19 protein-coding genes are annotated in these 19,700 nt (G+C 65.0%); 5 read left to right on the forward strand and 14 right to left on the reverse strand.

Features of this window, described 5'->3' with window-relative positions:
- Positions 1–20 precede the first annotated feature (20 nt).
- The 11 genes from B9Z03_RS25385 to B9Z03_RS25435 all read right to left on the reverse strand — a co-directional run bounded on the left by B9Z03_RS25385 (position 21) and on the right by B9Z03_RS25435 (position 10,286).
- Positions 21–500, reverse strand: coding sequence for a MaoC family dehydratase (locus B9Z03_RS25385; protein WP_085466787.1), 480 nt, complete (start codon positions 498–500; stop codon positions 21–23).
- A complete protein-coding gene (locus B9Z03_RS25390; protein WP_085466788.1) occupies positions 497–1,219 on the reverse strand; it encodes an ABC transporter ATP-binding protein in 723 nt (240 codons plus the stop codon). Before B9Z03_RS25390 ends, B9Z03_RS25385 begins: the two co-directional genes overlap by 4 nt.
- Positions 1,206–2,000, reverse strand: coding sequence for an ABC transporter ATP-binding protein (locus B9Z03_RS25395; protein ID WP_085466789.1), 795 nt, complete (start codon positions 1,998–2,000; stop codon positions 1,206–1,208). The genes B9Z03_RS25390 and B9Z03_RS25395 overlap by 14 nt, the downstream gene beginning before the upstream one ends.
- Positions 1,997–3,010, reverse strand: a complete 1,014-nt coding sequence (locus B9Z03_RS25400) for a branched-chain amino acid ABC transporter permease (protein ID WP_085466790.1) — start codon at positions 3,008–3,010, stop codon at positions 1,997–1,999. Before B9Z03_RS25400 ends, B9Z03_RS25395 begins: the two co-directional genes overlap by 4 nt.
- Before the next feature lie 2 nt (positions 3,011–3,012).
- Entirely contained in the window at positions 3,013–3,891 is an 879-nt protein-coding gene (locus tag B9Z03_RS25405; protein ID WP_176247639.1) for a branched-chain amino acid ABC transporter permease, read from the reverse strand.
- A gap of 76 nt (positions 3,892–3,967) precedes the next feature.
- Entirely contained in the window at positions 3,968–5,170 is a 1,203-nt protein-coding gene (locus tag B9Z03_RS25410; protein WP_085466792.1) for an ABC transporter substrate-binding protein, read from the reverse strand.
- 274 nt (positions 5,171–5,444) lie between these two features.
- Positions 5,445–6,548 carry an alcohol dehydrogenase catalytic domain-containing protein gene (locus B9Z03_RS25415; protein WP_085466793.1) on the reverse strand — a complete coding sequence of 368 codons (1,104 nt, stop codon included), beginning with the start codon at positions 6,546–6,548 and terminating at the stop codon, positions 5,445–5,447.
- A gap of 8 nt (positions 6,549–6,556) precedes the next feature.
- The gene (locus tag B9Z03_RS25420; protein ID WP_085466794.1) at positions 6,557–6,772 is read right to left on the reverse strand and encodes a hypothetical protein; all 216 of its coding nucleotides are present in this window, start codon (positions 6,770–6,772) and stop codon (positions 6,557–6,559) included.
- 8 nt (positions 6,773–6,780) lie between these two features.
- A complete protein-coding gene (locus B9Z03_RS25425; RefSeq protein ID WP_085466795.1) occupies positions 6,781–7,746 on the reverse strand; it encodes an acyl-CoA dehydratase activase in 966 nt (321 codons plus the stop codon).
- 31 nt (positions 7,747–7,777) lie between these two features.
- The gene (locus B9Z03_RS25430; RefSeq protein WP_176247640.1) at positions 7,778–9,112 is read right to left on the reverse strand and encodes a 2-hydroxyacyl-CoA dehydratase subunit D; all 1,335 of its coding nucleotides are present in this window, start codon (positions 9,110–9,112) and stop codon (positions 7,778–7,780) included.
- A gap of 16 nt (positions 9,113–9,128) precedes the next feature.
- Positions 9,129–10,286 (reverse strand): 2-hydroxyacyl-CoA dehydratase subunit D, encoded by a 1,158-nt coding sequence (locus B9Z03_RS25435; protein WP_210191388.1) that lies wholly within the window; start codon positions 10,284–10,286, stop codon positions 9,129–9,131.
- 214 nt (positions 10,287–10,500) lie between these two features.
- On the opposite strand from B9Z03_RS25435, the gene B9Z03_RS25440 reads away from it, so the two are divergent.
- Positions 10,501–11,655 carry a CaiB/BaiF CoA transferase family protein gene (locus B9Z03_RS25440; RefSeq protein ID WP_085466796.1) on the forward strand — a complete coding sequence of 385 codons (1,155 nt, stop codon included), beginning with the start codon at positions 10,501–10,503 and terminating at the stop codon, positions 11,653–11,655.
- On the opposite strand, the gene B9Z03_RS25445 is transcribed toward B9Z03_RS25440, so the two are convergent.
- Positions 11,656–12,360 carry a TetR/AcrR family transcriptional regulator gene (locus B9Z03_RS25445; RefSeq protein ID WP_085466797.1) on the reverse strand — a complete coding sequence of 235 codons (705 nt, stop codon included), beginning with the start codon at positions 12,358–12,360 and terminating at the stop codon, positions 11,656–11,658.
- An 87-nt stretch (positions 12,361–12,447) separates the two neighbouring features.
- Entirely contained in the window at positions 12,448–12,945 is a 498-nt protein-coding gene (locus tag B9Z03_RS25450; RefSeq protein ID WP_085466798.1) for a PaaI family thioesterase, read from the reverse strand.
- A gap of 152 nt (positions 12,946–13,097) precedes the next feature.
- Between B9Z03_RS25450 and B9Z03_RS25455 the strand changes: the two genes are divergently transcribed.
- The 4 genes from B9Z03_RS25455 to B9Z03_RS25475 all read left to right on the forward strand — a co-directional run bounded on the left by B9Z03_RS25455 (position 13,098) and on the right by B9Z03_RS25475 (position 18,117).
- The gene (locus B9Z03_RS25455; protein ID WP_085466799.1) at positions 13,098–14,057 is read left to right on the forward strand and encodes a DUF7064 domain-containing protein; all 960 of its coding nucleotides are present in this window, start codon (positions 13,098–13,100) and stop codon (positions 14,055–14,057) included.
- Positions 14,054–15,064, forward strand: coding sequence for a phosphotransferase family protein (locus B9Z03_RS25460; RefSeq protein ID WP_085466800.1), 1,011 nt, complete (start codon positions 14,054–14,056; stop codon positions 15,062–15,064). The genes B9Z03_RS25455 and B9Z03_RS25460 overlap by 4 nt, the downstream gene beginning before the upstream one ends.
- A gap of 24 nt (positions 15,065–15,088) precedes the next feature.
- The gene (locus B9Z03_RS25465; protein WP_085466801.1) at positions 15,089–15,820 is read left to right on the forward strand and encodes an enoyl-CoA hydratase; all 732 of its coding nucleotides are present in this window, start codon (positions 15,089–15,091) and stop codon (positions 15,818–15,820) included.
- A gap of 551 nt (positions 15,821–16,371) precedes the next feature.
- A complete protein-coding gene (locus B9Z03_RS25475; protein ID WP_085466802.1) occupies positions 16,372–18,117 on the forward strand; it encodes an FAD-dependent oxidoreductase in 1,746 nt (581 codons plus the stop codon).
- Between the two features lie 135 nt (positions 18,118–18,252).
- Here the strand turns inward: B9Z03_RS25475 and B9Z03_RS25480 are convergent, their stop codons facing one another.
- Entirely contained in the window at positions 18,253–19,692 is a 1,440-nt protein-coding gene (locus B9Z03_RS25480; protein ID WP_085466803.1) for an aldehyde dehydrogenase family protein, read from the reverse strand.
- Positions 19,693–19,700 lie beyond the last annotated feature (8 nt).

Genomic DNA, 19,700 nt, shown 5'->3' on the forward strand with positions numbered 1-19,700 from the left:
ACGCCGTGCGGTGGATTGGCTTAGTCCGGCCGCTTGCGGACCAGCTCCGCGACCTCGCCCATCAGGATGAGCTGCCCATCCTGATTGTGGAGTTCGATCCGGTCGACGACGATCCCCATATCCGGCCGGCTGCGGCTCTCGCGCTTGTCGATCGTGGTCCAGCGCGCACGCACGGTGTCGCCGAGCTTCACCGGCGCGTGGAACTTGACGTTGTTCCAGCCGAGCAGCGCGACACCGGTGCCGGCGAGATGGCCGGTCCGGGTCACCAGCCCGTGGGCGAGCGACAGGTTGAGCATTCCGTGCGCGATGCGGCCACCGAATTCGGTCTGGCGTGCGAAGGCCTCGCTGGTGTGGAGTTCGCTCAGGTCCCCGGTCAGGCCAGCGAACAGGTTGACGTCCGTCTCGCCGACCGTGCGCGAGGGCGTGCGCTTCATCACTCCGAGCTGGACATCCTCGAACCAGTCTCCACCCGGCTGCCCCTTCTGCGATGTCGACGTCATGCGACCTTTCCGAGATAGCTCTGGTGCAGCGCCGGATTGTCCCGCAGCGAATTGCCCGGCCCTTCGGCCCTGACGCGGCCGACGGCCATGATGTAGCCGTAGTCGGCCAGCTGCAGCGCGTCGTCCGCATGCTGCTCCACCAGCAGGATCGTCAGGCCGTCCTTGCGCAGCTTTGCCAGGATCTCGAAGATCTGGTCAACGATCATCGGCGCCAAGCCGAGCGACGGCTCGTCCAGCATCAGCAGCTTGGGCCCGGCCATCAGCGCGCGCGAGATGGCGACCATCTGCTGCTCGCCGCCGGACATGGTTCCCGCGCGCTGGTGAATCCGCTGCCGCATGATCGGGAAGAGTTCGAGCACATAGTCGAGCCTCTCCTGATAGCGCCGTTGCGAGTCCGCCTTGCCCGCCAGGCGGTGAAAGCCCAGCCGCAGGTTCTCCTCGACCGTCAGTGGCGCGAAAAGCCGCCGGCCCTCCGGCACCTGCACGATGCCGAGTTCGACCACCTGGGCGGGCTTCCTGCCGGTGATGTCCTGCCCTTCGAACCGGATCGAGCCCGCATAGGTGGTGACCAGCCGCGAGATCGTATTGACGATGGTGGACTTGCCGGCGCCGTTGGCGCCGACGACCGATACGATCCTGCCCTCCGGGATCGAAATCGACACGCCGTCGAGCGCGACAGACTTGTTGTAGCCGGCGACGATCTGGTCAAGCTGCAGCATCGGTCGCCCTCCGTCCGATATAGGCCGCGATGACCTCGGGATTGCGGCTGATCTCCGCTGGCGTGCCGTCCGCGATCCTGGTGCCGTGATCCATCACGACGATGGTGTCGCAGGCCTGCATGATGAAATCGATATCGTGCTCCACCAGAAGCATCGACAGTCCGCGCTTACGCAACAAGGCGAGCATCTCTCCCAGATTGCGAGTTTCGGCGTCGTTCAGCCCGGCCGCCGGCTCGTCGAGCATCAGGAGGACAGGATCGGCGGCGAGCGCTCGCGCGATGTCGATCAGCCTCAGCTGGCCGAGCGTCAGCTCCTCGATCGAGTGCCCCGCACGGTCGGCGAGGCCGACGAAGGAGAGCAGTTCCATCGCCCTCTCCCGGCTCTCGCGTTCCTGTGTCCTCAGCCGGCCATAGTGCAGAAGGGATCGCAGCATGCCGTCCGGAAACCTCGGATGCAGGCCGAGCTGTACGTTCTCGAGCACCGACAGCCCTTGGAACAGGCGCACGATCTGGAACGTGCGGGCCATGCCCATGGGGCTGCGCGTGTGCGCCGGCTGCTCGGTCACCCGCTGATCCCGGAAATAGATCTCTCCGGATGACGGCCGACGGACGCCTGTCACGAGGTCGAAGGTGGTGGACTTGCCGGCGCCATTCGGCCCGATCAGGCCCTTGACCTCACCGGGCTGGATCTCGAACGAGACATCGTTGACCGCGATAAGGCCGCCGAAGCGTCGCGTGACGCAATCGAGCCGCAGCAGCGGTTGCGAGGCGTTCGCGTTCATCGCACGCTCTCCTTGATCTCCTGCGGACGTTTCTCCAGCTCCGACGCGCTCTTGCGCGCGCCGAACCAGTCGCGCCGCTCCAGCAGGCCCGACAGGCCGTGCGGCAGGAAGACGAGGAAGATGAGAATGAACAGGCCATAGACCACGGTTTCCAGCTCGCCGAAGCGGGTGAGCAGTTGCGGCAGCACGACGACGATGACGGAGCCGAGGATCGGGCCGAAGCGGGTGCCGAGGCCGCCGACCACGACGATGGTCAACATCGACACCAGCACATGGAACTCGGACAGGCTCGGGTCGACGCGCAGCGACGTGATGCCGAAGCAGATGCCGGCTATGGCGGCCATGACGCCGGAAAGGACGAGGACGCGCAGCTTTGTCCGGGTGACCCGCACGCCCAGCGCCTGCGCCGCGGTTTCGTCGTCGCGGATCGCCTGCATGGCGCGGCCGAGATGCGAACGGATCAGGAAGTCGTGCACCAGCAACACGGTGGCGGCCAGGGCCAGGACGACGAAGTAAATGCCGGTGCGGTTGATCGACTCGCCGTTCCACTCCAGCGGCGGCACCGCGACGCCGCTCTGGCCGCCGGTGAACTCGATCCACCGATTGGCGACGCCGTTCTGGACCAGCATGAAGGCCAGCGTCGCCATTGCGAGATAGTGGGTTCTCAGGCGAAGCAAAGGCAGGCCGATCAGCAGCGACAGCACGGCAACGATCACAAGCGACCCCGCAAACGCCATCAGCGGGCCCCACCCGGCCATGACCTGCAGCATCGCGAAGGCATAGGCGCCGATTGCGTAGAAGGCCGGCTGGCCGAGCGAGATCTGCCCCGAGAAGCCGTAGAGGAGATTGAAGCCCATGCACAGGATCGCATAGATCCAGACCAGCATGGCGAGCCTGACATGGAAGCCGCTCGTCAGGACGAAGGGCAGCGCAATTCCCAGCGCCACGATGACCAGCACCGGCAGGATTGTCGGTGCACGCGGCGCCTCGGGCACGATCTTGTTCGCCATGATCAGCGCCGCTCCGCTTCGTAGTCGCCCAGAAGCCCGTAGGGCCGGATGACGAGCACGAGGAGGATGAGGACAAAGATCGCGGGCTCGGCATAGAGCGACGTGCCGTAGCCGGCCATCAGCGCCTCCATCAGGCCGATCGCGATGCCGCCGGCGGCGGCCGCGAAGGGCGAGCCGAGACCGCCTAGGATCGCGGCCATGAAGCCCTTCACGGTCAGCAGCAGCCCCATGCCGACATGGCCGCCGAGCAGGGGGCCGACCATCATGCCGGCAATGCCGGAGATGAAGGCCGAGAAGATGAAGGAGAACTGGACAATGCGCTCGGAACGGATGCCCATCAGCAGCGCGATCTTCGGATCGACGCCGGTGGCGCGCACGGAGAGGCCGAAGCGCGTTCGGTAGAGGATGAACCACGTCGCCACGAGGAAGACGAAGAAGATCACGATCAGCGAGATCTGCTGCGAATTGGTGATGAGGAAGCCAAGCCGCACCGGGTCGAGCGACAGCACCGGCGGCACATACCGCTGGTCGGGTCCCCACAGCAGGAAAGCGAGGCCGTAGACCACGATAGCGCCGGCAAGCGTGCCGATCATGATTGTCAGCGGGGCGGCCTTGCGGCGCATCAGCGGCCGATAGATGCCGTAGTCGAGCCCGAGCGCTGCGACCACGACGATCGCCAGCATGGCAAGCGCCGCAAGAGGCCATGGCAGCGCGAATGTGACCATGAACAGGACGGCGCACATCGCGCCCAGCATGACGAATTCGCCCTGCGCGAAGTTGATGACGCGCGACGAGCCGTAGACGACAGAAAGCGACAGGCCGATCAGGCCATAGACGCTGCCGTTCGTCAGTCCTGCAAGCAGCAGGTAGCTGAATTTCATGAGCATATGCGCCCCCGTTGCTTGGGCCTGGGTGCGACGCCGGAAAGTCCCGGCGCCGCCCCGGCAGGAGCCCTGGCTACTTCTTCAGAGCGACAGCCGAATCCACGGCCTCGAGCGCAGCGCCGTTCTCGGCAACCTTGACGAAGACGAAGAAGCCCGTGTCGGTCGGCCCGTGATGGTTCTGCGAGAAGCGATAGCCGCCGTTCGCCGTGCCCTGCAGCCCGGTGAAGTCGCCGTGCCGCGCGGTGGCGTCGCGGATCGCGTCGCGGGCCGCCTGCACGTCGCCGCCCTTGATCGCTTCCTGCACCTTCTCGTCCTTCAGCACCGCGACGGCGAGCGTGCCTGCGTCGTATCCCTGTACAGGCGACGGCGAGATGGCGAGCGGGCCGTATTTCGCGGCGTATGCCTTGAAGAATTCGGCCACTTCCGCCCGGGTCGTATCGACCGACGAGGGAACCAGAACGTCGTTGCCCGTCTCGGCCGCAAGGTCGCGGAAGGCCTTCATCATGCCGACGCGCGGCATGATCACCGGCTGCTTCAGCCCCATCTGCCGGATGGTGCGCACGACGCGAGCGCCGTCAGCCGGATAGGGATAGACGAGGATCACCTCCGGGTCGCTCTGCATCAGGTTGATGACCTGCGGCGATACGTCGGTGGCGGCGACGTCATAGGTCTGCTGAGTGGTGATCTCGATGCCCTTCTTGCCGAGCTCTTCCGTCGCCGACGCGGCGCCGGAGATGCCGAACGGCACAGAATTGTTGATGATCGCCACCTTCTTGATGCCGTTCGCTGCGAACGCCTCGGCGACCGCGATCGAGTCCTGCGTCACCTTCGGCCCGAAGCGATACTGGTAGACTGCGTTGTCGGTTACGTTCGGCGCGGCGGCCGCGAGGATGTAGAGCGGGATCTTGCTCTGGTTGGCCACCGTCACCAGCGAATTCGCCACTGCGGAGGGGCTGCCGCCGATGATCATCAGGCCGCCGTCGTCCTCCGCGCAGCGGGTGCCGAAATTGGCGGCGAGCTGCGGGTCCGTCTTCGTGTCGTAGGTGATCAGCTCGATCTTCTGGCCGTTGATGCCGCCGGCCTCATTCAGCGGATCGAGCACCATCTTCAGCCCATTCAGGCTCTCGATGCCGGTGTCGGCAGCCGAGCCGGAACGGTCGTCGACATGGCAGATCACGAGCTTGAGCGGATCCGCCGATGCGGCGCCCATGCTTATGGAAAGGGCGACGGCTGCCAGCGCCGTCGAACCGAAAAATGCCTGGCCGATGCGAGTCATTTAGTTCCTCCCTGGACGCGTTTTTTCGCGGAACGCGCGACGCGAGCGACAATCAACGTCCCGGGATCCTCCATCCCGATAAGGTACGCTGAGCTATTTATATGCTATATTACGATTTGCCTCCGCACAAGTTTTTTTAGCGCCATTGACCGCCTCAGGTGACTCGATCTCAACACGATGTCGAAGTCATGGAAACTGCCATAGATCGCAAAAAGAGCCGGGATATTGTCAACTTTACGGGTGACTGAGAGACCTTCGGTGATCCACACTCACATCAAGGATGAGGCGGCTCATCGAAGCCGATCACCACGCGCCGTGCACGGCCGTCCGACAGCATCCCGAAGCCGTCTGCGATCCGGTCGAGCCTGATCCGGTGTGAGATCAAGGCGTCGAGATGCAGCTTGCCCTCGGCATACCAGTCGACGAGGAGCGGCAGCTCGGAACGGGTCTTCACGTTGCCGAGGTAGGAGCCCATCAGCCGGCGTCCTTCCTGCAGGGCGCGCGGGCGCAGGTCGACCCGCTCATCTCCCGGCAGGATGCCGATGGTCACCGTCGTGCCCCAGCCGATCCGCGTCGATTCCACCGCCTGTGAGAGAATGGCCGATGAACCGACGCATTCGAATGCGTAGTCCGCGCCGCCGCCGGTGATCCCGCGGATGGTTTCGACGACGTCCGGCACGGTACGCGGATTGAGGAAATGCGTCAGCCCGATCGCCCGGCCGGCGATCTCCTTTTCCGGGTTCGTGTCGACGCCGATGATGGCGCTTGCGCCGGCGAGGCGCGCGCCCTCGACAACGTTGAGCCCGATGCCGCCGAGACCGAACACAACTGCCGACGCGCCCCGCTCCATGCGGGCGGTGAAGATCGCGGAGCCGATGCCGGTCGCGCCGGCGCAGGCGAGGCAGCAGATGACGTCGAGCGGCACGTCGCTGCGTATCTTCGCCGCCTGCCATTCTCGGACGGTGACGAAGTTTGCAAACGTGCCGAGTTCGCAGAACGCCCGCGCAGGCCGCCCATGCAGGGAAAACGGCCTGCGTTGCGTGGGCTTAAAATAGGCGTCGCAGAGATTGGTTTTGGATGAACGGCAGGCAGGGCATTCGCCGCATTCGGGAATCCCCGCGAGAATGACGTGGTCGCCCCGCGCAAGCGAAGCTACGCCCGGGCCAACCTCGCGCACGATGCCCGCGCCCTCATGACCGAGCACGATCGGATAGTCGTGCCAGTTGCGCGAGCCGTCGAAGAAGGACATGTCGGAATGGCAGAGACCCGCTGCCTTGATCTCGACCAGCACCTCGCCGTCGCGGGGACCGTCGAGGTCGAACTCCGCTATTTCGATCGGCCGGTGTTGCGCGGCAGCGAAGGCCGCTTGGACCTTCATGTTGGTACCTAATGCACCATCTCGGTGATGATCTGGACGATCTCGACATAGCTCTTGAGCAGGAAGTAGCTCGTCGCCAGCACGAAGGGGGCAATGGGAAGCGCCCACCAGCCGAGCCCGCTCCAGGCGGACCAGAGGAAAAGACCGGTGAGCGCCACGCCCAGGATAGCCGCCCCGATTCGCCCTAGCTTCAGGATCAGACGAAGAGCGGGGAAGCGTTCCATGGGTGTGTTCAGAGATGATTCTGGAGCGAGCCGACCAAAGACTTGAGCTTGCCCGCGACAGGTTGTTTCTCGCGCGGGTCGATCGCCAGTTCCGGCACGCCCCGGCACCCGGGAATGCATGCCTTGTCGGCTGCCATCTGTTCCTCGCGCGCCATATCCTCGGCTTCGGAGATCAGGAGATGTCTGTTCTCGGCCCTGTAGTCGTCAAGCCCGATCAGGGCTGCGCCGAGCGCGCCGGCGATCTGCGGCAGGTCGGGCAGGATCAGCGGCATCTGCAGCTCGTCCTGGATGTAATGCACGGCCGCAGGGTTCTTGGCGACGCCGCCGGTCATCACCACCGGACCCTTCTTGCCGACACGGCCGACAAGTCCAAGAGTGCGCGTCGCGATCGCCTTGTGCACCGCGCCGAGCACGTTCGGCTTGGTATGACCCTCGGCAAGCAGCGAGATCACTTCGGTCTCGGCGAAGGTGGCGCACATCGACGATATCTTGAGCTTCTCCGTCGCTTCCAACGCCACGCCGCCCATGTCGGCGAGCTCGATCTCCATGGCGCGGGCGAGCACTTCGAGAAACTTGCCGGTGCCGGCCGCACAACGGTCGTTCATGGCGAATTGCGCCACCAGGCCGTTGGAATCGACCGAGATCACCTTGCTGTCTTGGCCGCCGATATCGATGACGAGCCGCGCGCCCGGCACCATCGCGACCGCGCCGCGGGCGTGGCAAGTGATCTCGGTGTAGTTCTTGTCGGCTTCGTCGAGCATGCGTCGCCCGTAGCCGGTCGATACCGTGCGGCCGATGTCCGCCTGCGTCAGCCCGGCACGCTCCAGAGCCTCCTGCATCGAGTGCTTGACGCCGTTGCCCGAGACGGCGCCCATATGCGCAACCGAGTGTGAGACGATGTCGCCCTTGAGGTCGAGGATGACCGTCTTGGCGGTGGTGGAGCCGAAGTCGACACCCATCACATGCTGCTTCATCGAACCACTCCTTCCTGCTCTGCCGGCGCGGTCAGGCCGCGGCCATCCTGCGCGACTCGATCGCCTCGAGCATCGCCTCGACGCGGCTGTTCAAGAGCTCGTCCTTGTAGAAGCTCTCGTCGGTTACATCGCCCTCAAACATCGACGACGGAATGCCCAGGCGCTTCTGCGCCGCTTCTGCGATCATGAACTGCGGGTTGGTGAAGGCGCGGCAGGTGCGCGAGGCATGGATGACCATGCCGTCGACCTTGAACTTCTTGCACAGCCCCATGATCAGCTCGATCAGGATCGGCGCCGCATGGTTGTTGGGGCAGATCAGATAGTTCTGCGCCATGCCGCGCACCGGAGCGTTCGGATCAATCAGGCCGGGCTCCTGCCAGAAGGCCATGTGGGTGTAGCGGCCGGCAACGACCGCGGCATCCCAGCGGGCGAACTTGTTGGCCAGCCAGCCGACCTTGTTCCAGTTCATGATGCCGTCGAAGAACAGGCGATACTTCTCGTCAGGCACGGCGCCCTCGCCATCCTTGACGCGCTGCTTCACTTCGGCGAGCACGGTCTCGAAATACTGCTTCACGCCCGGCACCGGCAGGTTGTTGATCGGCGCGATCGACACGACCCAGTCGAAGAAGCTGGCGGGCGCCGGCTGGGCGGTGCAGAGCTCCATCGCCTCCAGCCGCAACTCCGAGGCGCGCCGGATGTCGGCCATCAGCGAGTAGAGACGATCCCAGGGATAAGGCTTGCCGGTGCGTTCCTCGATGAACTTCACCATGTCGAAGAGCTGGCGCTCGACATAGGTCGACGTCTCCTCCCATTCCTGCCCGCGCAGATAGCCGGCATCCGGCTTGGACCCCCAGATCCAGGGCAGCGAAACGTTGAAGATCGGGATCTTCTTGCCGAAGACGCGGCTGGTCATCTCGTCCCACTGCTGCCCCGTGGAGCAGTAGGCATAGGCTGAAATGATCATGTCCGGCGGCGGCAGCTTCCAGGTCAGATCATCCTCGTCCGGCGCCGCGCCGGCATTGTCGCCGCGCAGGCGCTGGTTCGACACCGCGCAGCCGAGATGGGTGCGGGCATAGGAGCAGAGCTCGCGCATGTAGCCGCGCTCCTCCGCCACGCGCTGGGCGGTGCCTTCCTGGTGGCGCGCCGCCAGCATCGCGGAATAGGCTTCGCCATGCACCCAGCAGATGTCGGCGGCCTCGAGGAACGGATTGATGGCCGAACCCTCGTACCAGCAGACGAGCTTGCCCTCCTCCTTGGCCCGCCAGACCATCTCCCAATAGTCGTTGACGAGCTTGCCGGCGATGCGGGTCGACTGAAGCTTGTTGGCCTTCTTCTCCTCGAAGGGCGATCTCACGGCGATATTCATCTGTGCGTCTCCTGGCTCAGGCGGCTTGGCGGTGCTTCACGACTTCGACGAAGGTCTCGACCCTGGTCTTCATGCTTTCGAGGGCCATACCGTCATGCTCGGTCTCGATGAGCAGATGCGGCACGCCGGCCTTCTCGAAGGCCTCCTTGACCTCGGGGTAGTAGTACATGTGCGGCTCGCAGAACTTGGCCATCAGGACGATCATGCCCTGGGCGCGCTCGTCGCGGATCGCGTTCAGAAGGTAGGCGTCCCAGTCGACATTGTTCTGGACGCGCGTCGGGCACGGCACGCCGGTATTGCGGTCCATGTACCAGCGGGCGAGACCGGAGATCGGATCGCCCTGCTCGGGAACATCCGTCGAGATGTAGCGAAAGCCGTGGTAGAGATCGTCGCCCACGACGGTCACGCCGCACTCCTCGATCATCCGCAGCACTTCCGGCTTCGGCGCCTGACAGAAATGGCCGGACAGGTGCAGCCGCACGTTCCGCGTCGGCCGCAGCCCCCCATCCTCGAAGGAAGCCACGAGCGCTTCGAGCAGCTCCGTATGCTCTGCCTTGTCCATGATCATCGACGATTTGACGACGTGCTGCATCTCGACGGAGCCGAGCGGCGCGGTGCCGGTCTTGCGCATGTCGTAGAGGCGGCGGATCAGGCCGCGATTGCGGTTGAACAGCCGGATCGACGCATGCAGCGCCTCGTCCTCGACCGGGGCGCCGACGAAGTCTTCGAGTTCCTCCTTCAGCTTCGTGAAGCTCTCCTCCGAGCGCCCTTGCGTCCAGGGATCGCACATTGAGGAGATGAGCTGGAAGAAGATGACGCGCGTCTCGGTCAGCTGCATGCGGATCGCGTCGGCGGCGCCGAGCAGCTGCACGCAATGGTCGCCGAACATGATCGCGTCGAGAACCCCGAAGTCGCCGCGGACCGCCTGGTCGACCATGGACCGCGTGTAGCCGCAGTAGAACGGAAAGAGCAGGCCATGACCGAGCGTGATCGGCTCGTCGCTTTCCTGCAGGATCATCGGCAGCGTGTTGGCGGCGTGCGCGAGCTCGCCGGGAAAGTTCATCGGAAACGAGCCGATGACCTTGCGGCCCGTCCGCTCCTTCCAGGCTCTCGCATAACCGAGCGGGTCCCGGGCTGCTTCCGCGAAACGGTCGATGATCGCTTGTCTGTCCAAGGCTGGCTCCGAAAGTGGCTTGCTCTTTTGCCGATCGTCTAGGTGAGTTTAGCTCACCAAATGCATCTGTCAAGACGATTCGTACGCTAGATATACTAATTGACATGATGAGCGCTTTCACACAATGACAGCCTAAGAATGAAGGGGCTATGCAGCCGCGCGGCTGCAAGCGACCGCCATTCTTCTGGTTAGCCAAGCTCAATAGGAGTGCCGAATGGGTCCGCTGCAGGGTGTCAGGATCGTCGAGATGTCCAACATCGGCCCGGGCCCTTTCTGCGGCATGCTTCTCGCGGATCTCGGAGCCGAGGTTGTGAGCGTGCAGCGGCTGTCGACAGGCGATCTCGGCTTCGACATCGGCCTGCGCTACGACCTCCTGAACCGGTCGAAACAGGCCGCCGCGGTCGATCTGAAGTCACCGGAAGGCGTCGCCGTGGTGCGCGAGATGATCGCCTCGGCGGACATGGTGATCGAAGGCTTCCGCCCGGGCGTCATGGAACGGCTGGGGCTCGGCCCGGAAGTCTGCCTCGCCGACAATCCGCGCCTCGTCTACGGGCGGATGACCGGCTGGGGCCAGGACGGTCCGCTGGCGCAGATGGCCGGTCACGACATCAACTACATCGCGATGACCGGAGCACTCGCGGCGATCGGGCCGAAGGGCGGCGCCCCTGCCGTGCCGCTCAACCTTGTCGGAGATTTCGCTGGCGGCTCGCTCTACCTGGCCATGGGCCTGCTCGCCGCGCTGGTGGAAGCACGCCAGTCCGGCAGGGGCCAGGTCGTCGACGCGGCCATGGTCGACGGCGTCGCCAGCATGCTGACCATGCATCTCGGCTACCGGCAGGCGAAGTTCTGGAACCTCGACCGGGGAACCAACAGCGTCGATGGCGGATCCCCATGGTACACCACCTACGCCACGAAGGACGGTCGCTGGATGGCGGTCGGCGCTGTGGAGACACGCTTCTATCGCGAGTTCGTCCGCATCCTCGGCCTGGACGTTGCGACGCTCCCCGGCCAGCACGACCACACCCGCTGGGACGAGCTTCGCACGATCTTCGCCACGGAGTTCGCAAAGAAGACAAGGGACGAGTGGGAACTGCTGTTCGAGGGCACGGATGCATGCGTGTCGCCGGTGCTCGACATGGACGAGGCGCCACACCACCGCACCGCCAATGCGCGCGGCACCTTCGTGCAGCGCGACGGCCTCACCGAGCCGGCGCCGGCGCCGCGCTTCAGCCGCACCGCCGCGACGATCAGGAACTCGCCGCCGGATGCGCGCCAGACGACGGCTTCGACCTTGTCCGCCTGGGGCATCGATCCGGCGCGCATCGCGCGGCTGTCGGCGGACGGGGTGATCGCCGCGCCGGACGCTTGATCAGCGTTTTGGGCCGGCCTGCTTCCTCAGCGACGCCGTCACCTTCTCCAGCATGTCGACCGCTTCGGACAGATGCCGGTCCGCGGGCTGGTTCACGACGATGCCGCCCAGGATCACCTCGGTGATCCACCCGGCAGAATCGTCAACCGAGAAATCGCCTTCCCGGCGGAGATAGGCCCAGGTCTGGTGCTCGATCGCGCCGAAGATCATGTCGCGCATCAGCCGCATCGGGATGTCGTCGCGCACGATACCGCTCTTGCGGCCGTCCTCGACGACACCCATGACCCGCTCAACCACCTCGCGGTTCTGTTGGTAAATGCGCATGGTCCGGTAGGCGGGATCGGCGCGCAGTTCCATCAGCACGAAGCGCGACAGCGCCGGCTCGCGGCGGATGAACGACAGGGCCCACCAGATGGCGTGATAGAGCCGGTCCTTCAGCGGGCCGCTGGTGCGGGCGGGATAGTCGTCGCTGAGAAACTCCTCGAACCAGTCCTCCGCAGCCTTGATCAGCAGGTCGCGCTTGGTCGGGAAGTATTTGTAGATCGTGGCTTCCGACGTGCCGCAGCGTTCGGCGACCTCGGAGGTCAGGAATTGCTCGGAACCTCGGTCCCGCAGCACCGATCGGGCGGTCTGCAGGATCACCGCGACCCTCTGGTCGCGCGGCAGTCGCCGTGCGGCGGCGCGTGGTGGCGGCTTCGACTGCATCAACGACTCCGCTGGCATGACATGGAGACTCCATGCACCACGCAGCCACGCCTGTCCATCTCGGGCCCCTCGCAGGCCGGGACCGGCTTACTCGTTCGGAAACAGCTCTCCCAGCGTGCTGCCCATCGGCGCCTGGCGCCCGCTGACCCGGTAGATGCAGCTCGAGCGGAACACGATCCTGTCTCCGACTGTGGCGAGCGTCTGCTGGAACAGGGTCGTCTTTGTCGCCCGCAGCAGCGTCGTGTCCCCTTCCAGCCAGTCGCCGAGGATAGCCGGCGATATGTAGTCGAGCGACATGCTGATCGTCGGCATCAGTATCTGGCGCAGATCGCTGCGTGCCTGCTGGGTGACGTAGACCTGCATGTCCGCGAACGACGCCAGCACGCCGCCATGGCAGGTGTCGTGCGGGTTGATATGCCGGCGACCGATGCGCATGCCGAGCCGCAACCTGCCGTCCAGCATTCTGCCGTAGATCGGACCGAAATAGGCGTTGTATCCGGGCCCGGTCGGCAGCGGCGCGAAGCCCTCCGGCGGATCGTCCGCGATTTCGCTAGCCAGCAACTCGCCAACCGTCCTCGGATCCATCAAGTGTCCTCCGTCGCCTTCGCGGTCATGAAACAGCGCAACCGCGTCCCTGTCCAGATTTAATTCGCTAGTTCACCATACGCATGCGGACATATCTTGACCTTTCCCGATCCTGCAGGCAGATAGGTCGCAAGCACGGAGGAGGCCCGCCCATGATCGACTGGATCAAGAACGCTCCCGAGATCACCGATCCCGGCTATCAGCCGAAGGACGACCTGCGCCATCGCGCCGCCGACGGCGGCAGGGCGCGCGACTCGCTGTTCTGGCAGGTGATCATGCCAGACCACGAACTCGGCTTTCAGTGCTACCTCTACCTGACTGGCACCGGGAAGGCCGGTTTCAACCTCATTCTCTGGGGCACCGAACGCAAACCCTACGTGCTGGAACTGGTGCAGGGCGACGTGCCCGACACAATGGACTTCGACGACTTCCGGCTCGGTGACTTGCGCGTCCGGCAGCCGGCCGACCAGAAGACGGCGCGCATCGCCTTCGAGAGCGACAAGGTCAAGCTCGACTATTCCTTCGAAGGCTTCCATGCGCCCTTCAGCTACCGGTCCAATCCCGACGGCTTGCCGTCCTGGTTCGCCGACAACCGGCTCGAGCAGTCCGGCTGGGTGAAGGGCTACATCGAGTGGGACGGAAAGCGGATCGAGCTCGACCGGATCGGCCATCGCGACCATTCCTGGGGCGTGCGCCACTGGCAGGTGCCGCAGCACTGGAAGTGGCTGGTCGCCTACGCGCCCGATGCCTCGCGCATCGTCAATGCCTGGATCTGGATGGCGAAGGGCGAATGGGGCGTCGGCGGCTATGTCGTGCGCGACGGCGAATTGGTGCCGATCGCGTCCGTCGACCAGAAGGCGGCGTTTGACGACGACATGACCCAGCGCAGCATTGACGTGCAGATCACCGACATCCGAGGTGGCACGTGCTCGATGCAGATGGAGCGCTTCGGGCTGGTCAAGTTGCCGACCGGCGGACGCCATGCGACGATGATCATGGAAGCGGCCTGCCGGGCGAAGATCGACGGGCGCGACGCCGCCGGCCAGTTCGAGTGCCAGTGGCCGCAATCCTATCTCGACGCGATGATCGAGCTGAACAAGACGTCGCGATGAGCTGGAATTGGGACGACGCGACCCTCGCGGCGCTCGACGGGTTTCTTGCGGCGAAGGGCCTGCGCGACGGCGCTCCACAGCCGCGGCGCATCGGCGACGGTCATTCCAACCTTACCTATCTGATCAAGGTGAAGGGCGGCAACGCGGTGCTGCGCCGTCCGCCGCCGCCGCCGGTGCCGAAGGGCGCAAACGACGTGCTGCGCGAGGCGCGCGTGCTGACGGCCCTGCAGGACCAGGACGTGCCTACCCCGCGCGTGCTGGCAGTCGCACAGGCCGGCGACGTGCTCGACGTGCCCTTCTATGTCATGGAGCATGTGCCTGGACACATCATGACGGACAGGCTCGCGCCGCCCTTCGACGCGGCGCGCGACGGCCGCGCCATCACCTTCGGCCTGGCGGAGGGCCTTGCGAAACTGCACGCGGTGGACTGGCGCGCCTGCGGGCTCGATGATTTCGGTCAGCCCAAAGACTTCAACGCCCGTCATCTGAAGCGGCTCGAAGGGCTGATGAACCTGCGCGACGACGCGGCGCCCGCCTGGCTCGCCGACATGGCCGCGCATCTGCGTTCGACAGCGCCGGCGGAATCCGGCGCCGCGATCGTCCACAACGATTTCCGGCTGGGCAACGTCATCTGGTCGCTGGCTGCGCCGCCGCGGCTGCTGGCGATCCTCGACTGGGAGCTCGCCACGATCGGCGATCCGCTGCTCGATCTCGGCTACACGGCCTGCTGCTATCCGGCAAACAACGAGCCGCTGAACCCGACGCAGGAACTGTCGGCCGCCATGCTCGGCGATGGCTTTCCGGCGCGCGAGGAATTGGTGGAGCGCTATGCGGCTCTGACGGGGCGCGACGTGTCGCGGCTGCCCTGGTATGCGGCGATGGCGGCATGGAAGCTCGCCGTCCTCTACGACTACCAGCACCGGCTCGGCCGCGACGCCTATTACGAGGACGCCACGCAGGCGCCGCGCTTTATCGCGTCGGCGGAACTTTTCGCACGCGCCATCTGAGGACAGCGCACTCCGGAGGCGACGATGGACGAGACCCCCCTGCTCATCGAAATCGCGGACGGCGTGGCGACGCTCACCCTCAACCGTCCCGCCGCGCTCAACTCGCTCAACCGCGCATTGCGCACCGCATTGGTCGCCACGCTGGCGGAGATGGACGCGCGTGACGATGTCCGGGTAATCATCCTCACCGGCACCGGCCGGGCCTTCTGCGCCGGGCTCGACGTCAAGGAGCTCGGCCAGTCGGGACACAACGTGACGGAGAATGTCGACGGCGGCGACATGGGTTCGGCGATCACCGGATTGAGGAAGCCGATCATCGCCGCGATCAACGGCCTCGCCGTCACCGGCGGCTTCGAGATCACGCTCGCTTGCGACATCGTTCTTGCCGCCCGCTCCGCCTTCTTCCAGGACACGCACGCCAAGATCGGCCTGCTGCCCGGCTGGGGCCTGTCGCAGCGACTGTCGCGCGCGATCGGCCCCTACCGCGCCAAGGAAATATCGCTGAGCGCCCGCAGGGTACCGGCGGAGGAAGCGGCTGCGCTCGGCTTCGTCACCCGTGTCGTCGCCGACGATGACCTCCTGCCTGCGGCCCGCGCCGTCGCGCTTGCGATCGCGCGATGGCCGGCCGATCATATCGGGCGCATCAAGTCGCTGATCGACCGCGGCTACGAAATGCCGCTCGGCGAGGCGCTGCGCTTCGAAGCCGAGGAAGCAAGAGCATCGAATGCACAGGTGACCTTGCCGACGCGGAGCTAGGTTCTGTACTCAGAGCCCTTGAGGACTCATCGCGTTGATGAGCAAAGCAATGCATGTCCTCGGCCAGCGAGTCATCGACGGCTGAGGTCTCGGCATCGGCCTTCTTGACGATGCTGGGGATGAGCCCGTCCTAGGGGAAGCGGTCCGCCTTCACAAGCCGGGCCCTCGACATCGGTCTCGCGGACATCGCTGTCCGACAGACAGGCTGATGCGGTTGAACGGAATAGCGCGCCCGAGAGGACGCGATCATCGGGACCGCGAGCTTCTTCCTTACAGCTCTTGCCATGGTGGTTTCTCCGCGACAGGCGCCGAGCCACCAATCGCTGTGCGGTGAATCGAGCCCCTGCTCTGGGCTCCGAAGCGCGGCGGTGAGGCGTTGACAATCCGCCAACAGTCTGCCCAATATGAATTGTTGGACATATTGTCCATATTGTGGGCAGTCCCTTGACACGGACTGCCAGGCGAGCAGGATGGAGGCCGCGCCGCCACACAAGCCCGAATGAGGGCCCGGACTGGCGTGCGCTGATTTTGAAAATCAGGAGGAGGACGTAATGAAAGTCACCCGACGATCATTGTTGAAGGGCGGTGCCGGAATCGCCGCCGCAGGCAGCAGCATTTTCCAGGTGAACATTGGCAATGCCTCGGGCTTTGGCCATGGCGGAGGCCCGCGTGTCGCCGATGTCGTCGTTGTGGGTTGCGGCTCGGCCGGCCTCGCCGCGGCAGTCGCCGCCGCAGAGGCAGGCGCGTCGGTTATTGTACTCGAGGCGCAACCGCATATCGGAGGACGCGGCGTTGTCAGCTCAGGCAACATTCCCCTGGGAGGTGGAACCCCTGCCCAGACAGCGGCCGGCATCGTGGACACGCCGGACCTCCTGTTTCGCGATCTTACCGACTGGTCCATCGTCCAGACCAACGGCTTTCCGAGCTACCGCTACAACGATCGCGAGGTCATCCGGGCATTTGCCGACATCAACCTCACCATTTACGACTTTCTGGTCCGCCATGGCGTCAGGTGGACGAGAAGCACGGCCGACAACGTCGGCGGCAACGAGGTCGGCAACTCGGTCAACCGCATGATGCACACGGCGATCATGGACTACGTCTCGGTCCGTACCGGCTTGCAGGTGCCCGAGTCGCAACGGCTGACGACGTCTCAAGGGCCCGGTTTCATATATCCGCTGGAGGCCGCGGCGAAAGCACGTGGCGTGAAGATCCTGCTGAATCACCGTCTGGAGTCGCTGCACCGGATGCACCATGGCGTGGTCGCGGTCAAAGCCACTCACAACGGCCGCAACGTCAACATTCAGGCACGCAAGGGCATAGTGATCGCGAGCGGTGGCGGAAACGGCAATGTGGAATACCGCCGGATGTTCGACCCACGGCTCACCGCGGAATACTGCGGCGTCGCCGGCGAGCCCTATTCCTTCCAGGACGCCAGCGGCATCCTCGCAGGGCTGAATGTCGGCGCGTCGCTGGCGGGCACCTACAACCAGACCGGAGAGTTCGGCACCAACATCACCAAGCCAAGCCGCATCGGAACGCGGTACAACTACTCGTTCCTTGAGTGGTTGCCCACCAGCGTCGTCTTCCCGCTGGCGAAAGCCAGGGGACTAAGCGTCAACAACTTCCAGGACGTGATCCATGTCAACATGATCGGGAAGCGCTTCTACGACGAGACGGGAGGCCAATTCGGGACGAACAGCGCCCGCTCGGTCAACCCTTACGTTCAGGACAGCTACCTGAACGCCAAGAACATCACATGGAACCCGCAAAACTGGATCAACGCCGCCATGGCCGGGATCGGCGACGGCCACAACGGCGGTGGCCCGATCTGGGCCATATTCGATGAGACGACCAGGGCCCGCAGGAACTGGAATGTGGCACCGCCCTATGTCGATCCTGACGGATTCTTCTTCCAGGCAAACTCGCTGGAGGAACTCGCGGCGAAGATCGTCATGCCGTATCAGCGGGTTCCCATGCCGGCAAGCAACCTGGTCGAGACGGTGACGCGGTATAACGGCTTTGTTGACGCGGGTGCCGACGCCGACTTCGGCAAACCGACACCCCAATACAAGATCCAGACGGCGCCCTTTTATGCCGCCTGGTCGACGCCGGTGCTCCACGACCCCCGGTCCGGACTGCGCATCAACGCCGCAAGCCAGGTCCTCGACTTTGCCGGTCAGCCAATTCGCGGCCTCTACGCCGCGGGCGAAGCTGCTGGCGGCTTCAGTCAGCACGGGAACGGTCGAGCTCTCGCTCAGGGCTACATCGCAGGAAGGCACGCAGCCCTCAGCTAGATCGAGCAGGGCCGCAGCTGTCTACAATGATCCCGCCGGGCCTTTCGGTCCGGCGGGATTATCTGTTCCTCGGACCCAAAGCAGGTGAGTCCACGGCCAGACACCTGGGGCGCCTAGGGTCCTTTGCGGCGCAGATCAGGCGGCCGTGTATGCCGTCTTGACCGTCGTGTAGAACTCCGCGGCGTAGCGGCCCTGCTCGCGTGGCCCGTAGCTGGAGCCTTTGCGGCCGCCGAAGGGCACGTGGTAGTCCACGCCCGCGGTCGGCAGGTTCACCATCACCATGCCCGCCTGCACGTGGCGCTTGAAATGCGTCGCGTATTTGAGCGAGGTCGTGGCAATGCCGGCGGAGAGACCGAACTCGGTGTCGTTGGCCAAGGCCAGCGCCTCCTCGTAGTTCTTCGCGCGGATGACGCTCACCACGGGGCCGAACACCTCTTCGCGGTTGATGCGCATCACCGTCGTCGTCTCGGCAAACAGGGCCGGACGCATGTAGTAGCCTGGCGCGCCGTCGTCGTTTCTGTCGAGCGCCTCGCCGCCCGCGACCAGCTTGGCGCCTTCGGCCGTGGCGATCGCGACGTATTGGAGATTCTGCGCGAGCTGCTTGTCGTCGACCACGGGACCGATGTCGGTGCCCTTCTTGCGCGCGTCGTCGACCTTCAGCGCCTTCATCTTTTCCGCCATTGCAGCGATGAAGCGGTCGTGGATGCCTTCGGTGACGATCAGCCGCGAGGAGGCCGTGCAGCGCTGGCCGGTGGAGAAGAAGCCGCTGTTCAGCGCCGCGTTCACTGCGACGTCCAGGTCGGCGTCGTCGAGCACCACCATCGGATTCTTGCCGCCCATCTCCAGCTGGAACTTGGCCATCCGCGCGACACAAGCCTGCGCGATGCGCTGGCCGGTGGCCACCGAGCCGGTGAAGCTGATCGCGTTGACGCGTTTGTCCTCCAGCAGCACCTGGCCCACTTCGGAGCCACGGCCCATCACCAGGTTGAACACCCCTGCCGGCAGGCCCGCGCGGTGCAGGATGTCGGCGATGGCCCAGGCGCTGCCGGGCACGAGATCTGCCGGTTTGAGTACCACGGTGTTGCCATAGGCCAAGGCCGGGGCGACCTTCCAGGCGGGGATCGCGATAGGGAAGTTCCAGGGCGTGATCAGGCCCACAACGCCGACGGGCTCGCGTGTGACTTCCACGCCGACGCCCGGGCGAACGGAAGGCACCACGTCGCCGCCGACACGCAGCGCTTCTCCGGCAAAAAACTTGAAGATGTTGCCGGCCCGCGCCACTTCGCCGATGGCCTCGGGCAAGGTCTTGCCTTCCTCGCGGGCCAGCAGGTCGCCCAGTTCGGCCTTGCGCGCCAGGATCTCGGCGCCGGCGGCGTCGAGGATGTCGAAGCGCTGCTGTGGGGTGGACAGGCCCCAGGCGAACTGGGCCTCGCTGGCTGCGGCGATGGCCTGCCTGGCTTGGGCCGCATCGGCTTGCGCGAACTCGCCAACGACGTCGCGCGTGTCCGAGGGGTTGATGTTGCGCGAGACGCGAGGGCCTTCGACCCACTCGCCGCCGATAAGGTTGTTGAACATGGTCTGCT

Source organism: Mesorhizobium australicum (assembly GCF_900177325.1).
In the GTDB taxonomy this organism is placed as follows: Bacteria; Pseudomonadota; Alphaproteobacteria; order Rhizobiales; family Rhizobiaceae; genus Mesorhizobium_A; species Mesorhizobium_A australicum_A.

Coding starts and splice junctions, on each gene's coding strand:
- B9Z03_RS25440 (WP_085466796.1), top strand. CDS start 10,501: ATGGGTCCGCTGCAGGGTGTCAGGATCGTCGAGATGTCCAACATCGGC.
- B9Z03_RS25480 (WP_085466803.1), bottom strand. CDS start 19,692: ATGTTCAACAACCTTATCGGCGGCGAGTGGGTCGAAGGCCCTCGCGTC.
- B9Z03_RS25445 (WP_085466797.1), bottom strand. CDS start 12,360: ATGCAGTCGAAGCCGCCACCACGCGCCGCCGCACGGCGACTGCCGCGC.
- B9Z03_RS25430 (WP_176247640.1), bottom strand. CDS start 9,112: ATGAATATCGCCGTGAGATCGCCCTTCGAGGAGAAGAAGGCCAACAAG.
- B9Z03_RS25455 (WP_085466799.1), top strand. CDS start 13,098: ATGATCGACTGGATCAAGAACGCTCCCGAGATCACCGATCCCGGCTAT.
- B9Z03_RS25395 (WP_085466789.1), bottom strand. CDS start 2,000: ATGAACGCGAACGCCTCGCAACCGCTGCTGCGGCTCGATTGCGTCACG.
- B9Z03_RS25415 (WP_085466793.1), bottom strand. CDS start 6,548: ATGAAGGTCCAAGCGGCCTTCGCTGCCGCGCAACACCGGCCGATCGAA.
- B9Z03_RS25390 (WP_085466788.1), bottom strand. CDS start 1,219: ATGCTGCAGCTTGACCAGATCGTCGCCGGCTACAACAAGTCTGTCGCG.
- B9Z03_RS25450 (WP_085466798.1), bottom strand. CDS start 12,945: ATGGATCCGAGGACGGTTGGCGAGTTGCTGGCTAGCGAAATCGCGGAC.
- B9Z03_RS25400 (WP_085466790.1), bottom strand. CDS start 3,010: ATGGCGAACAAGATCGTGCCCGAGGCGCCGCGTGCACCGACAATCCTG.
- B9Z03_RS25420 (WP_085466794.1), bottom strand. CDS start 6,772: ATGGAACGCTTCCCCGCTCTTCGTCTGATCCTGAAGCTAGGGCGAATC.
- B9Z03_RS25465 (WP_085466801.1), top strand. CDS start 15,089: ATGGACGAGACCCCCCTGCTCATCGAAATCGCGGACGGCGTGGCGACG.
- B9Z03_RS25405 (WP_176247639.1), bottom strand. CDS start 3,891: ATGAAATTCAGCTACCTGCTGCTTGCAGGACTGACGAACGGCAGCGTC.
- B9Z03_RS25475 (WP_085466802.1), top strand. CDS start 16,372: ATGAAAGTCACCCGACGATCATTGTTGAAGGGCGGTGCCGGAATCGCC.
- B9Z03_RS25385 (WP_085466787.1), bottom strand. CDS start 500: ATGACGTCGACATCGCAGAAGGGGCAGCCGGGTGGAGACTGGTTCGAG.
- B9Z03_RS25425 (WP_085466795.1), bottom strand. CDS start 7,746: ATGAAGCAGCATGTGATGGGTGTCGACTTCGGCTCCACCACCGCCAAG.
- B9Z03_RS25410 (WP_085466792.1), bottom strand. CDS start 5,170: ATGACTCGCATCGGCCAGGCATTTTTCGGTTCGACGGCGCTGGCAGCC.
- B9Z03_RS25460 (WP_085466800.1), top strand. CDS start 14,054: ATGAGCTGGAATTGGGACGACGCGACCCTCGCGGCGCTCGACGGGTTT.